Source organism: Pseudomonas algeriensis, assembly GCF_048847255.1.
GTDB lineage: Bacteria > Pseudomonadota > Gammaproteobacteria > Pseudomonadales > Pseudomonadaceae > Aquipseudomonas.
The window spans coordinates 25,808-38,686 of the sequence record NZ_JBKKRK010000006.1; the positions used below are offsets into that span (position 1 = coordinate 25,808).

The following is a 12,879-nucleotide window of genomic DNA, read 5'->3' on the forward strand; positions in this document are numbered from 1 at the left end:
GTTACAAGAACGGCGCTTTTCCTTGGAGGGAAAGCGCCGTTTTTTTTGTGCATCGTTCGAGGACAATCTTCAGCGTGCATGACCTCAACGCAAAAACGGATAGGGACCACAACCAAAAAAAATGCCCGTATCCAGCGATACAGGCATTCGTTCAAACAGCCGGCAGACAGCTTCCGCCAGTTATTTCACCACCTTCAAGCTCGGACGCCCACTAGGCCGCGGCGGTTCGTCATCGGGTGGCGGCATATCATCATCCGCCTCGAACTCTTCTTCGCCATCCAACGGCACTTCCAACTCGAACACCATGCCCTGCCCGTTCTCCCGAGCATAAATCCCCAGGATCGAAGCAATCGGCACATAAAGCGTATGCGGTACCCCGCCAAAACGCCCTTCGAAGCTGACCGCATCATTATCCATGTGCAGATGACGCACAGCGGCCGGCGATACGTTCAATACAATCTGCCCGTCATTGGCAAAACCCTGCGGCACCTGGACCGAGGGATACTCGGCATTGACCAGCATGTGCGGGGTGCAATCGTTGTCCACAATCCACTCATAGAGCGCGCGGACCAAATAAGGTCGACTGGAGTTCATAGCGGCTCCCTAAGCCTTAGCGCATGTCACGTTCGGCAGCAGACAGACTCGCCTGGAAAGCCTCACGCGCAAATTGGCGCTCCATATAATCAAGCAGCGGCTTGGCGGGCCGCGGCAGTTCGATACCCAGGATCGGCAAACGCCAGAGTATGGGCAATAGGCAGCAATCCACCAGACTTTGTTCCTCACTGAGGAAAAACGGCTTGTCGACAAACAGCGGCGACACGCCCGTCAGGCTTTCGCGCAGTTCTTTACGCGCCACGACCCGTGCCGGTTCCTTGGTTCGCTGATCCAGGATCAGATCCACCAACCCGCACCAGTCACGCTGGATGCGATGGATGAGCAAGCGACTGTTGGCACGCGCGACGGGGTATACCGGCAGCAAAGGCGGATGCGGATAACGCTCATCCAGGTATTCCATCACCACGGTCGACTCCCACAAGGCCAGGTCACGATCGACCAGCGTTGGCAGGCTGCCGTAAGGGTTTACCTCGATCAGCTTCGGCGGCTGACGTCCCGCTTCAACGTAGATGATCTCGGCGCTGACACCCTTCTCGGCCAGTACGATGCGTACCCGGTGGGAATAGTGGTCGGCGGGGTCGGAGTAACAGGCCAACCGATTGGTCACGCCCATGGCGATCCTCCTCGCTTGTTGAAATTATCGAAAAACGGAAAAACGAGCGCGCCCAGAGGACGTCTCCCGTAACCACCTGGCCGACCAGGCTCGTTACACCTTCAGAGACGCCCTTGGGCGCGCACGATTGACAGCAACGGCTTACAGCTTTATCAATGCACGTCTTTCCAGTATTCACGCTTGAGCAGATAAGCGAATACGAAGAAGAACGCCAGGTACAGCAATACATACGTACCGATGCGCTGATGCTCCAGCTTCACCGGGTTGGCCGAGTAGGCCAGGAAGGTCACCAGGTTCTTGACCTTCTCATCAAACTGCTCAGGCGTCAGAGTGCCAGAGTTTGGCACGATGGTCAGCTGGTCGCAGGCCTCATGAGTCAAAGCCGTGCCGGTCAGCGGATCATATTGCTTCTTGCCGTCCTCGACGATCTGGACCTGCTTGCAGCCTACCACTTGGCGACCTTGCAAGCCGACCAGTACGTTCGGCATCCCGACGTTCGGGAAGACCTTGTTGTTCCAGCCCAATGGGCGCGCAGGATCTTCGTAGAACGAGCGCAGGTAGCCGTAGAGCCAATCGGTACCCCGCACGCGGGCCACCAGGGTCAAGTCCGGCGGCGCGGCGCCAAACCATGACTTGGCGTCCGCAGGCTGCATGCCGATATTCATGTGATCGCCCAGCTTGGCGCCAGTGAACACAAGCTTTTCGAGCATCAGCTCGTGGGGGATGCCCAAGTCATCGGCCACGCGCTCGTAACGCTGGAACTTGGCGCTGTGGCAGCCCATGCAATAGTTGGCGAACGTACGAGCGCCGTCCTGCATGGCCGCCTTGTCGGAAACGTCGATGTCGACTTTTTCCAGTTCCGGACCACCGTGTTCAGCCGCAAAGGACAGTGCTGGCATGGCAGCAAGAATCAGTACAGCAAATAGTTTTTTCATCAGCCAGTCACCCTTTCCGGAACCGGTTTGGTCTTCTCGAGCCTGGTGTAGAAAGGCATCAGAATGAAGTAGGCGAAGTACAGGAATGTGCAGACCTGCGACAACAGCGTCCGGCCCGGTGTCGGCGCCAGTACGCCCAGCACGCCCAGGATCACGAACGAAATGCAGAACACCCAGAGCCAGATCTTGCTCAGCCAGCCTTTGTAACGCATCGACTTGACGGGGCTGCGGTCCAGCCACGGCAGGACGAACAGCACGGCAATGGCGGCGCCCATGGCGATGACGCCCAGCAGCTTGTCAGGAACAGCCCGCAAAATTGCGTAGAACGGCGTGAAGTACCAGACCGGAGCAATGTGCTCGGGGGTCTTGAAGGCGTTGGCCTGTTCGAAGTTCGGCTTCTCGAGGAAGTAACCGCCCATTTCCGGGAAGAAGAACACGATGGAGCAGAAGATGAACAGGAAGACCACCACGCCGACGATGTCTTTCACGGTGTAGTACGGGTGGAAGGCGATGCCATCCAGCGGTACGCCGTTTTCGTCCTTGTGCTTCTTGATGTCCACGCCGTCCGGGTTGTTCGAGCCCACTTCGTGCAGCGCCAGGATGTGCAGCACTACCAGGCCGAGGATCACGATCGGCAGGGCAACCACATGCAAAGCGAAGAAGCGGTTCAAGGTGATGCCCGAGATCAGGTAGTCACCGCGGATCCACTGGGTCAGGTCATCGCCGATGACCGGGATCGCACCGAACAGCGAGATGATCACCTGGGCACCCCAGTAGGACATCTGGCCCCACGGCAGCAGGTAGCCCATGAAGGCTTCGGCCATCAGCGCCAGGTAGATCAGCATGCCGAAGACCCACACCAGTTCGCGCGGCTTCTGGTATGAACCGTAAAGCAGGCCACGGAACATATGCAGGTAGACCACGATAAAGAACGCCGAAGCGCCGGTGGAGTGCAGCAGGCGCAGGATCGAGCCGTACTCGACGTCGCGCATGATGTATTCAACGGAGGCGAACGCTTCTTCTGCCGAGGGGGTGTAGCTCATCGTCAGCCAGACGCCGGTGACGATCTGGTTGACCAGGACGAGCAACGCCAAGGAGCCAAAGAAGTAGAAGAAATTGAAGTTCTTCGGAGCGTAATACTTGCTGAGATGGTCTTCCCACATTTTGGTCGCGGGAAAGCGCGCATCAAACCAGTCCATTAATTTGCTCATCACGCTTTCTCCGTATCGACGCCAACGACAATGATGTCGTCCGACTCATAGGAATGCGGGGGAACTGGCAGGTTCAGGGGTGCGGGCTGCGATTTGTAGACGCGACCGGCCAGGTCATAGTGGGAGCCGTGGCATGGGCAGAAATAACCACCGACCCAGTCTTTACCCAGGTCGGCAGGGGCCACTTCGGGACGGAACGTTGGCGAGCAACCCAGGTGCGTGCAGATCCCGATCAGCAGCAGGACTTCCGGCTTGATCGAGCGCGTTTCAGGGTTGACGTATTCCGGTTGGACCGAGTTCTTGGAGGAGGGATCGGAGAGCTGGCCCTCGATCTTTTTCAGATTCCCCAGGATTTCCTCTGTACGGCGGACGATGAACACCGGCTGACCGCGCCATTCAGCAATCATCTGCTGGCCTGGCTCGATCTTGCTGACATTCACTTTCACCGGTGCACCTGCGGCTTTCGCCTTGGCGCTGGGAAACCATGACCCCACGAACGGGACCGCAGCCCCCACCGCTCCTGCAGCACCCACCACGGATGTGGCTGCTACCAGGAAGCGACGCCGGCCTGCATTCACGCCGTCATTGCTCATTCAGTCCTCTCCCATCAGCTTTGTGGCCTGTTAAATCAGGCGTCTACTAAGTAAAAATCTGAACTTATAAAAATTTTGCCGAATGGTAATGAAAACCCCCAATTCTGACAAGGTAATTACCAAGCGGCTAAACCGCCAAGCCTTGTAGTATAGGGGCTCTACGAATGTGGCAAGTTGTCACAGAGCATTTATTTCGCACATAAAAAAACGCCCAGCTCCGTGAGGAACTGGGCGCCTTTTGAACGCGGAAGCGAATTAACGCTTCGAGTACTGCGGACGCTTACGCGCTTTACGCAGACCGACTTTCTTACGTTCAACTTCGCGAGCATCGCGAGTTACGAAGCCAGCTTTACGCAGGGCGCTGCGCAGAGTTTCGTCGTAATCCATCAGGGCGCGAGTGATGCCGTGGCGGATTGCGCCAGCCTGGCCACTTACACCACCACCGATAACGGTGACGTAGATGTCGAATTTTTCGACGGTCTCGGTCAGTTCCAGCGGCTGACGAACTACCATGCGGGCAGTTTCGCGGCCGAAGAAGTTATCCAGGGAGCGGTTGTTGATGGAGATGTTACCAGTGCCCGGACGCAGGAAAACGCGTGCGGTTGCAGTCTTGCGACGGCCAGTGCCGTAATTTTGAGTCGCCGACATAATGAACTATTCCGTTAAAACTTCAGTTCTTGGGGCTGCTGAGCAGTATGAGGGTGAGCAGCGCCCGCATAAACCTTCAGCTTACGATACATGTCGCGACCCAGCGGGTTCTTAGGCAGCATGCCTTTAACCGCGGTCTCGATCACGCGCTCAGGGGCTTTGGCGATCAGCTTTTCAAAGTTGATCGACTTGATGCCGCCAGGAAAACCGGAGTGGGAGTAGTACATTTTGTCAGTGGTTTTAGCGCCAGTAACACGTACTTGCTCGGCGTTGATTACGACGATGTAGTCGCCGGTGTCAACGTGAGGGGTGTACTCAGGCTTGTGCTTGCCACGCAGACGGCTCGCGATTTCGGTGGCCAGACGACCCAGGGTCTGACCAGCAGCGTCGACGACAAACCAGTCGCGCTTTACTGTTTCCGGTTTAGCAGTAAAAGTTTTCATTCTTTATAGCCTCAGGGGCCGCCCTGTAAATTAGACGGCGGATCTTACTGAATAGTGCGTACTTTGACAAGTCAAAGGCAGCCGGATACAGACGCTTTCGGGGGCTCGGGTCGGCGCGTCCGTTCAACGGCAAGATTCTTCGGCGGCGGCGCATCACTTCCACTGCAGAAAGAGGTGCGCAATTATGCAGATTGCGAAAAATATTTCAACCTGCTTTTATGATTGTTTTGCCCAAGGAGTCCCCGATGGACTATCGCAAGCTAGGCCGTACCGATCTGAATGTCAGCGCCCTGTGCCTCGGCACCATGACCTGGGGTGAGCAGAACAGCGAGGCCGAGGCATTCGCCCAAATCGAACGCGCCAAGGGTGCCGGCATCAATTTCATCGACACTGCCGAAATGTACCCCGTGCCGCCCAAGGCCGACACCTACGCGACTACCGAGCGCTACATCGGCAACTACTTCAAGAGCCGTGGCGACCGCGCCGACTGGATCCTGGCGAGCAAGATCGCCGGCCCAGGCAACACCATCGACTACATTCGCGACAAGAACCTCAAGCACAACCGCCGCCACATCGTCGAAGCACTGGACGCCAGCCTCAAGCGCCTGCAGACCGACTGGATCGACCTTTACCAACTCCACTGGCCGGAACGCAGCACCAATTTCTTTGGCCAACTGGGCTACACCCACAAGGCCGACGAAGACTTCACGCCCCTGGAGGAAACCCTCGAAGCCCTCGACGAGCAGGTCCGGGCCGGCAAGATCCGCCACATCGGCCTGTCCAACGAGACGCCGTGGGGCACCATGAAATTCCTCGCTTTGGCCGAGGCCCGTGGCTGGCCGCGCGCCGTGTCGATCCAGAACCCGTACAACCTGCTCAACCGCAGCTTTGAAATCGGCCTGGCCGAGGTTGCCATCCGCGAACAGTGCGGCCTGCTCGCTTATTCACCGCTGGCGTTCGGCTTCCTGTCGGGGAAATATGAAAACGGCGCGCGCCCCGCCAAAGGCCGCCTGACGCTGTACAGCCGCTTCATGCGTTACTTCAATCCGCAGTCGGAAGCCGCGTGCAGCCGCTATGTGGCCCTGGCCCGTGAGCACGGCCTGGACCCGGCGCAGATGGCGCTGGCGTTCGTCACCCAACAGCCATTCGTCACCAGCAACATCATCGGCGCCACCACGCTGGAGCAACTGGACAGCAACATCGCCAGCTTCGACTTGAAGCTGTCGGATGAAGTGCTGGCGGGGATCGAGGCGATTCACAAGGATCAGCCGAACCCGGCGCCATGATTGACTCATAGGCCCCATCGCGAGCAGGCTCGCTCCCACACTGGCTTTATGTTCGACCGCTAGATCGCGAGCGACACAACACCTGTGGGAGCGAGCCTGCTCGCGATAGCGGACTCAAGGCCACCCTCTTATCAAAGCGACCGCGCAATGATCTCCTTCATGATTTCATTGGTCCCGGCATAGATCCGCTGCACTCGCGAATCCGCCCATGCCCGGGCAACCGGGTATTCCCACATGAAACCGTAACCGCCATGCAGCTGTACGCATTCGTCCAGCACTTTGCATTGCAGATCGGTGCCCCAGTACTTGGCCATCGCCGCCGTCGGCACGTCGAGCTTGCCTTGCAGGTGAAGCTCCAGGCAACGGTCGACAAAGACCCGGCCAATCTGGATTTCGGTGGCCATTTCGGCGAGTTTGAAGCGGGTGTTCTGAAAGTCGGCAATGGACTTGCCGAATGCCTTGCGGTCGCGGGTGTAGTCCAGTGTCCATTGCAGCGCCGCTTCGGCCGAGGCGAGGCCACCAATGGCGACGGTCAGGCGCTCCTGCGGCAGTTCCTGCATCAGGTAGGCGAACCCCATACCCGCCTGCCCCAACAGGTTCTCCTTCGGCACCCGCACGTCCTGGAAGAATAATTCGGACGTGTCCTGGGCTTTCATTCCGACTTTTTCCAGGCGCTTGCCTTTCTCGAAGCCGGGCGTCCCCGCTTCCACCAGGAACAGGCTGGTGCCCTTGGCGCCAGCCTTCGGGTCGGTCTTGGCGACGACGATGACCAGGTCCGCAAGGAAGCCGTTGGTGATGAATGTCTTGGAGCCGTTGATGACGTATTCATCGCCGTCCAACACCGCGGTGGTCTTCACCCCTTGCAAGTCGGAGCCCGCGCCCGGCTCGGTCATGGCAATGGCGGTCACCATTTCGCCGGATACCAGTTTCGGCAGATATTTATGCTTCAACGCCTCGCTGCCGTAATGAAGGATGTACGGCGCAACGATATCGGAGTGCAACGAGAAACCGATCCCGGTCAGCCCCAGGCGACCGATTTCCTCGATCACCACCGCGCTGTAGAGAAAATCCGCTTCCAGCCCACCGTAGGCCTCCGGAAGGTGCGAGCACAACATCCCCGCCTCCCCTGCCTTGTTCCAGAGTTCGCGATCGATATGCCCCTGTTTTTCCCACTGGCTGTGGTACGGCACGGCTTCTTTTTCTAGGAAAGTTCGTACGCTGTCGCGAAACAATTCGTGCTCGGGACTGAACAGGGTTCTGGGGATCATGGCGCACCTTTGGTTATTGTTGGATGGCTTATCCGACAGAGCCTAAGCCTGCCGCGCACAACGGGACACTGGACACTTGCGCCAAAAAATAAGACGATCCAGCCGTTTGATGACCACTATCCCCTATAAAAATAAAGATGAATTATGTCCATGCACGTCTCCACGCCCTTGCGGCGCGTCAGCATCCTGGCCATCGACCGGGTTTTCGCTTCCACCCTCATGCAAGCCAAGGATTTTTTCCACCTGGCCAGCCTGCGCTATGGCAAACAATTGGGCCACGGCCTGACGCCGGCGTTTGAAACCCGCCTGGTCAGCCCCGATGGCCAACCGGTGAACAGCTTCAGCGATGTGATCATGCCGGTGGACGGCGGCCTGGAAAACACCGACGTCATCATCCTGCCGGCCTTCTGGGATGATTTCGCAACCCTCAGCCAACGTTACCCACAAGTCCTGCCGTGGCTGCGCGAACAACACGCGCGCGGCGCGGTGCTCTGCGGCGAAGCCACCGGGGTCTTCTGGCTGGCCGAGGCTGGGCTTCTCGACGGTAAGGAGGCCACCACTTATTGGCGCTTTTTCAATGCCTTCAAGGAACGTTTCCCCCAGGTCCACTTGAACCAGGACAAGCATTTGACCGACGCGGACAACTTGTTCTGCGCAGGTGGCACCACGTCGGCATGTGATCTGTATATCTATTTGATTGAGCGCTTCTGCGGCGCCAACGTTGCCCAAGCCGTGGCGCGGGACATTCTCTATGAAGTGCAACGTAGCTATTCACCAGGACGGATCGGCTTCGGCGGGCAGAAGCTGCATCAGGATGTGATCATCCTGCAGATCCAGCAGTGGCTCGAAGAGCACTTCGCCGACAAGTTCCGCTTCGAGGACGTCGCCCGCGAGCACGGCATGAGCATCCGCAATTTCATGCGTCGCTTCCAGACCGCCACGGGCGACAAGCCCCTGCATTACCTGCAACGGTTGCGGATCGAAACCGCCAAGGGCCTGCTGTCCGGCAGTCGAAAGAGCATCAAGACCATCAGTTATGAAGTGGGTTACGACGACGCGAGCTTTTTTGCGCGACTGTTCCGGCAACACACCGACCTGTCGCCGAACCAGTATCGGCAGCAGTTTCAGCAGGCGGCGTAGGCCAAGTACCGGGCAAAAATCCATTGTGGGAGCGAGCTTGCTCGCGATGGCGGTGGATCAGCAGCATGGATGTTGACTGACACATCGCCATCGCGAGCAAGCTCGCTCCCACAGGGGTGAAGTGGGGAACCAGCAAATAAAAAGGCCTGCAATCGCAGGCCTTTTTTGATTTTCCGATCTCTTAAGGCTTATGCGCCCGCGACAGGAATTCGTGGGACTGCATCTCCAGCAAGCGACTCAGGGTCCGCTGGAACTCGAACGTCAGGCGCCCGCCCGTGTACAGGTCCTTGAGTTCGACTTCCGCCGAGATGATCAGCTTCACGTTGCGGTCGTAGAACTCGTCAACCATGTTGATGAAACGCCGAGCGATGTCATCAGTGGTGACGCTCATCTGCTCGACGCCGCTGAGCAACACAGCGTGGAAGATCTTGCCCAGCTCGATGTAATCGTTCTGGCTACGAGGGCCGTCGCACAATTCGCGGAAGTCGAACCAGGCCACGTCGTCACAGGTGCGGATGGCGCGGATTTCGCGATTCTCGATGATCAGCACATCGTTCTCGACCGCCTGGGTGCATTCCGGCGTGAGGGCGCGGAAGCTCTTGCGCAGGCTCTCTTCGGCGGCGGCATCCAGCGGGAAATGGAACAGCTCCGCTTGCTCGAGGTGACGCAGGCGATAGTCCACGCCGCTGTCGACGTTGACGACTTCGGTGTGTTCTTTGATCAGCTTGATGGCCGGCAGGAAACGCGCCCGTTGCAGGCCGTCCTTGTAGAGGCCATCGGGCACGATGTTCGAGGTGGCGACCAGGGTCACGCCGTTCTTGAACAGCTCTTCCATCAGCGTGCCCAGGATCATGGCATCGGTGATGTCGGAGACGAAGAATTCATCGAAGCAGATCACCCGGGTTTCGGCGGCGAAGCGCTTGGCGATGATGGTCAGCGGGTTCTTTTCGCCGCCCAGGGTTTTCATTTCTTCGTGCACGCGCTTCATGAAGCGGTGGAAGTGCGTCCGCGTCTTTTCCTTGAACGGCAGCGCTTCGAAGAAGGTGTCCACCAGGTAAGTCTTGCCACGGCCGACGCCGCCCCAGAAATACAGGCCCTTGACCGGCGCCTGGTCTTTCTTGCCGAACAGTTTGCCCAACAAGCCCGGCTTGTTGTTCGACGCGGCGATCAGGTCGTCGTACAGGCGCTGCAAGTGCCGCACGGCCGTTTCCTGGGCTGCGTCGTGAAAGAATTCCGGGCGTTTCAGATCAGCTTGATATCGTTCTAGGGGCGTCATATTCGTTAGCAAGGCAACAAAAACGGGCCGTCACTGTAGCGATGGCCCAGAAGAATGGCAATCGGCCCTTATTCGGGCCGATGGTCGGGTGACGTCTTCGCTTAGTCCTGGGCAGGCGTCAGTGCCACGCGCAACGCGTCGATGGCCGCATCCCGAGCGGCGCTGTCGGCGAACGCCGGGCTCTGGGCCACGCATGCACCGTCGAGCCAGACACCGAAACCCAAGTCGTCACTGCGTACGTCCAAGGGTTGGCCGGACTGCAACTGCTTGGTCACCTGCCCCGCTGTCTTGCCGTCGGCAAAGTTGTTGGAGAGCAACAGTTGCTCGCCATCGGCGGAAAGCAGGCGGAAGCGGAAACTCCCGTCCTCGTCGCGGAAGCTGACGAAACGCGCTGCCTTGGCTGCTTTCTTTTTGGTCTGGGTCGCCACTTGGACCTGGCTGACGAAGGAGCGCAGGCCGACGGCCTCCCGCAGCTCGTTGAGGAACGGTGTCGCCACGGCCCGGGCCTTGCTCGCGCCCAGTTGCAGGATGTCTTCGAGGTCCGATGGGCGCTCGATGAACTGGTGATAACGCTCGCGCGCTTCGCCAAGCTCGCTGTCGAGCAACTGGAACAGACGATTCTTGGCTTCGCCCCAACCCAGGCCCTGCAGCAGTTCGCTACGGAATTCGGCGGACTGCGCCGGGGTGGAGAAGGCCTGGAACAGAGTGAACAGGTGCGAGTTGTCCGGGTCCTTGGCTTCGCCTGGCGCGCGGGAGTCAGTGACGATCCGCGAGATCGCATCCTTCATGCCCTTGGCGCTGCTGAACAACGGGATGGTGTTGTCATAGCTCTTGGACATCTTGCGGCCATCGAGCCCCGGCAACGTGGCGACGCTTTCCTCGATCAGTGCCTCGGGCATGGTGAAGAACTCCTTGCCCTTGCCGAACAGGTGGTTGAAGCGCTGGCCGATGTCGCGGGCCATTTCCACGTGCTGGATCTGGTCGCGACCGACCGGCACCTTGTGAGCGTTGAACATCAGGATGTCAGCCGCCATCAACACCGGGTAGCTGTACAGCCCCATGGTGATGCCGGCGTCCGGGTCTTCGCCGGCCTCGACGTTCTTGTCCACCGACGCCTTATAGGCGTGGGCACGGTTGAGCAGGCCCTTGGCGGCGACGCAGGTCAGCAGCCAGGTCAGCTCCGGAATTTCGGGAATGTCAGACTGGCGATAAAACGTCACGCGGTCCACATCCAGGCCACCGGCCAGCCAGGTGGCGGCGATTTCCAGGCGCGAGCGCTGGATGCGCATCGGGTCATCGCACTTGATCAGGGCGTGATAGTCAGCCAGGAAGTAGAACGAATCGGCATTGCTGTCGCGGCTGGCGAGGATCGCCGGACGGATGGCGCCGGCATAGTTGCCCAGGTGCGGGGTGCCAGTAGTGGTGATGCCAGTCAGGATACGGGTACGCGTCGTCATGGATTATCGCTTGTCAGACTGCTGTCAATTCGAGAGGCGCGGCAAGAGCAGATCCTTGAGATCGGTCAGCTTGCCATGGAAAAAGTGTCCGCATTCTGCCACTTTCAGCAGCTCATGGGGGCGTTCGAGCGCCTCGGACCAGGTGTAAACCAGTTGCGGATCCACCACTTCGTCGGTTTCCGGCTGGATCACGGTCAACTCTCCCCCCTTCGGCAAAGGCGATTGCTCGTCCAGCCGCATCACCGCCGGGGCAACCATGAACAGGTGCTTGAGGGATTGACCCTGGGCTTCCAGGCGCCCGCCGAGGGTCGCGGCAACGAAGCCGCCGAAAGAGAAACCGAACAGGGTCAGCGGCAGGCCGGGGTGTTTTTCCAGCAGCCAGGCGGCTGCGGCCTGGGCGTCATCCACTTCGCCGGTACCCATGTCATGACTGCCGGCACTGGCGCCGACGCCACGATAATTGAAACGCAACGTAACCAGGCCGGCATCCCGAGCGGTGCGTTGCAGGGTCGACACCACTTTGTTGAGCATGGTCCCGCCCTGTACCGGGTTCGGGTGGCAGATCAGCGCCAGGCCGCGGGGAGCCTCGCTGTCCAGGTACAAGGCTTCCAGTTGGCCCACCGGGCCATCGATGACTACAGGGGTTTCGCGCATAAGCAAGGAAAGAACTCCGTGACCCCGAATAGGGTCGACTCGTCTAGCTAAAAGTCTGTGCCTGGCATGATTGCGATGTTCTTCGCGGTATACAGCGCAGGTCCGAGCCGTTAACGTAAAGCAAAGCCGTTTATAGAGGAAGGACTCGTGGAACACTCGCTCTTAGTTTGGCTGTTGCCGACTCTTGCCCTGGTTGCCGGTGTCGCCATTGGTTTCCTGATTGCCCGCCTGCTGCCCAACGCGGTGCCCAACAGCACCCAACGTCAGCTGGACGACATCCAGGAACGTTTCGACAGTTATCAGAATGAAGTGGTCACTCACTTCAACAGCACCGCCTCCCTGGTGAAAAAACTCACCCAGAGCTACCAGGAAGTCCAGGATCATCTGTCCGAGGGCGCCAACCGCCTGGCCCTTGACGAACAGACCCGCCAGCGCCTGCTCGCCGCCCTGCAAGCCGATGCGACGCAGAGCCCACGGGAACGCCTGACCCCACCGAAAGGAATCCAGGAACCGCCACGGGACTACGCCCCAAAGGCCCCGAATTCGCCCGGGATGCTCGATGAGCATTACGGTTTGAAGAAGTAAGCCCAAGCGACACCAAAAAGCCCGCCCGATCACAGATCGGGCGGGCTTTTTTTGGGTTCTATCTCCTCACTGCCATTTGATTCCCCTGTGGCGAGGGAGCTTGCTCCCGCTGGGTCGCGAAGCGGCCCCAAACCAGGCAACTCGGTGCGCCAGGA

At 59.0% G+C, this 12,879-nt stretch carries 14 protein-coding genes; 3 read left to right on the top strand and 11 right to left on the bottom strand.

The window, feature by feature from the left end; translation table 11 throughout:
* Window positions 1-180: 180 nt before the first annotated feature.
* The 7 genes from ACLK1G_RS10815 to rplM all read right to left on the bottom strand — a co-directional run bounded on the left by ACLK1G_RS10815 (window position 181) and on the right by rplM (window position 5,058).
* Window positions 181-594: a ClpXP protease specificity-enhancing factor gene (locus ACLK1G_RS10815; protein WP_039591562.1), complete on the bottom strand. Its 414-nt coding sequence runs from the start codon at window positions 592-594 to the stop codon at window positions 181-183.
* 16 nt (window positions 595-610) lie between these two features.
* Window positions 611-1,228: a glutathione S-transferase N-terminal domain-containing protein gene (locus ACLK1G_RS10820; protein ID WP_420765432.1), complete on the bottom strand. Its 618-nt coding sequence runs from the start codon at window positions 1,226-1,228 to the stop codon at window positions 611-613.
* A 152-nt stretch (window positions 1,229-1,380) separates the two neighbouring features.
* Complete coding sequence (locus tag ACLK1G_RS10825; RefSeq protein ID WP_420765433.1) at window positions 1,381-2,163, bottom strand: cytochrome c1; 783 nt, start codon at window positions 2,161-2,163, stop codon at window positions 1,381-1,383.
* Window positions 2,163-3,374 (bottom strand): cytochrome b, encoded by a 1,212-nt coding sequence (locus ACLK1G_RS10830; RefSeq protein WP_305496655.1) that lies wholly within the window; start codon window positions 3,372-3,374, stop codon window positions 2,163-2,165. The genes ACLK1G_RS10825 and ACLK1G_RS10830 overlap by 1 nt, the downstream gene beginning before the upstream one ends.
* A complete protein-coding gene (gene petA / locus ACLK1G_RS10835) occupies window positions 3,374-3,967 on the bottom strand; it encodes a ubiquinol-cytochrome c reductase iron-sulfur subunit (RefSeq protein WP_305496657.1) in 594 nt (197 codons plus the stop codon). The genes ACLK1G_RS10830 and petA overlap by 1 nt, the downstream gene beginning before the upstream one ends.
* 255 nt (window positions 3,968-4,222) lie before the next feature.
* Entirely contained in the window at window positions 4,223-4,615 is a 393-nt protein-coding gene (rpsI, locus tag ACLK1G_RS10840; RefSeq protein ID WP_003228056.1) for a 30S ribosomal protein S9, read from the bottom strand.
* Between the two features lie 14 nt (window positions 4,616-4,629).
* Window positions 4,630-5,058 carry a 50S ribosomal protein L13 gene (gene rplM / locus ACLK1G_RS10845; protein WP_003205365.1) on the bottom strand — a complete coding sequence of 143 codons (429 nt, stop codon included), beginning with the start codon at window positions 5,056-5,058 and terminating at the stop codon, window positions 4,630-4,632.
* A gap of 245 nt (window positions 5,059-5,303) precedes the next feature.
* On the opposite strand from rplM, the gene ACLK1G_RS10850 reads away from it, so the two are divergent.
* Complete coding sequence (locus tag ACLK1G_RS10850) at window positions 5,304-6,344, top strand: NADP(H)-dependent aldo-keto reductase (protein WP_420765434.1); 1,041 nt, start codon at window positions 5,304-5,306, stop codon at window positions 6,342-6,344.
* 131 nt (window positions 6,345-6,475) lie between these two features.
* On the opposite strand, the gene ACLK1G_RS10855 is transcribed toward ACLK1G_RS10850, so the two are convergent.
* Window positions 6,476-7,612, bottom strand: a complete 1,137-nt coding sequence (locus tag ACLK1G_RS10855; RefSeq protein ID WP_420765435.1) for an acyl-CoA dehydrogenase family protein — start codon at window positions 7,610-7,612, stop codon at window positions 6,476-6,478.
* 243 nt (window positions 7,613-7,855) lie between these two features.
* Between ACLK1G_RS10855 and ACLK1G_RS10860 the strand changes: the two genes are divergently transcribed.
* Window positions 7,856-8,752, top strand: a complete 897-nt coding sequence (locus tag ACLK1G_RS10860; protein ID WP_420765651.1) for a GlxA family transcriptional regulator — start codon at window positions 7,856-7,858, stop codon at window positions 8,750-8,752.
* Window positions 8,753-8,933: 181 nt separating this feature from the next.
* On the opposite strand, the gene zapE is transcribed toward ACLK1G_RS10860, so the two are convergent.
* The 3 genes from zapE to ACLK1G_RS10875 all read right to left on the bottom strand — a co-directional run bounded on the left by zapE (window position 8,934) and on the right by ACLK1G_RS10875 (window position 12,139).
* Complete coding sequence (gene zapE, locus ACLK1G_RS10865; RefSeq protein ID WP_420765436.1) at window positions 8,934-10,028, bottom strand: cell division protein ZapE; 1,095 nt, start codon at window positions 10,026-10,028, stop codon at window positions 8,934-8,936.
* A gap of 101 nt (window positions 10,029-10,129) precedes the next feature.
* The gene (locus ACLK1G_RS10870) at window positions 10,130-11,485 is read right to left on the bottom strand and encodes a tryptophan--tRNA ligase (RefSeq protein WP_420765437.1); all 1,356 of its coding nucleotides are present in this window, start codon (window positions 11,483-11,485) and stop codon (window positions 10,130-10,132) included.
* A 24-nt stretch (window positions 11,486-11,509) separates the two neighbouring features.
* Window positions 11,510-12,139, bottom strand: a complete 630-nt coding sequence (locus ACLK1G_RS10875) for an alpha/beta hydrolase (protein ID WP_420765438.1) — start codon at window positions 12,137-12,139, stop codon at window positions 11,510-11,512.
* Between the two features lie 147 nt (window positions 12,140-12,286).
* Between ACLK1G_RS10875 and ACLK1G_RS10880 the strand changes: the two genes are divergently transcribed.
* Window positions 12,287-12,724, top strand: coding sequence for a Z-ring associated ZapG family protein (locus ACLK1G_RS10880; protein ID WP_420765439.1), 438 nt, complete (start codon window positions 12,287-12,289; stop codon window positions 12,722-12,724).
* Window positions 12,725-12,879 lie beyond the last annotated feature (155 nt).

What these genes read in the sequence shown, in the direction of transcription:
- ACLK1G_RS10815 (WP_039591562.1), bottom strand. Translation starts at nt 594, where the DNA reads ATGAACTCCAGTCGACCTTATTTGGTCCGCGCGCTCTATGAGTGGATT.
- ACLK1G_RS10870 (WP_420765437.1), bottom strand. Translation starts at nt 11,485, where the DNA reads ATGACGACGCGTACCCGTATCCTGACTGGCATCACCACTACTGGCACC.
- ACLK1G_RS10820 (WP_420765432.1), bottom strand. Translation starts at nt 1,228, where the DNA reads ATGGGCGTGACCAATCGGTTGGCCTGTTACTCCGACCCCGCCGACCAC.
- rplM (WP_003205365.1), bottom strand. Translation starts at nt 5,058, where the DNA reads ATGAAAACTTTTACTGCTAAACCGGAAACAGTAAAGCGCGACTGGTTT.
- ACLK1G_RS10825 (WP_420765433.1), bottom strand. Translation starts at nt 2,163, where the DNA reads ATGAAAAAACTATTTGCTGTACTGATTCTTGCTGCCATGCCAGCACTG.
- ACLK1G_RS10855 (WP_420765435.1), bottom strand. Translation starts at nt 7,612, where the DNA reads ATGATCCCCAGAACCCTGTTCAGTCCCGAGCACGAATTGTTTCGCGAC.
- petA (WP_305496657.1), bottom strand. Translation starts at nt 3,967, where the DNA reads ATGAGCAATGACGGCGTGAATGCAGGCCGGCGTCGCTTCCTGGTAGCA.
- ACLK1G_RS10875 (WP_420765438.1), bottom strand. Translation starts at nt 12,139, where the DNA reads ATGCGCGAAACCCCTGTAGTCATCGATGGCCCGGTGGGCCAACTGGAA.
- ACLK1G_RS10830 (WP_305496655.1), bottom strand. Translation starts at nt 3,374, where the DNA reads ATGAGCAAATTAATGGACTGGTTTGATGCGCGCTTTCCCGCGACCAAA.
- ACLK1G_RS10850 (WP_420765434.1), top strand. Translation starts at nt 5,304, where the DNA reads ATGGACTATCGCAAGCTAGGCCGTACCGATCTGAATGTCAGCGCCCTG.
- zapE (WP_420765436.1), bottom strand. Translation starts at nt 10,028, where the DNA reads ATGACGCCCCTAGAACGATATCAAGCTGATCTGAAACGCCCGGAATTC.
- rpsI (WP_003228056.1), bottom strand. Translation starts at nt 4,615, where the DNA reads ATGTCGGCGACTCAAAATTACGGCACTGGCCGTCGCAAGACTGCAACC.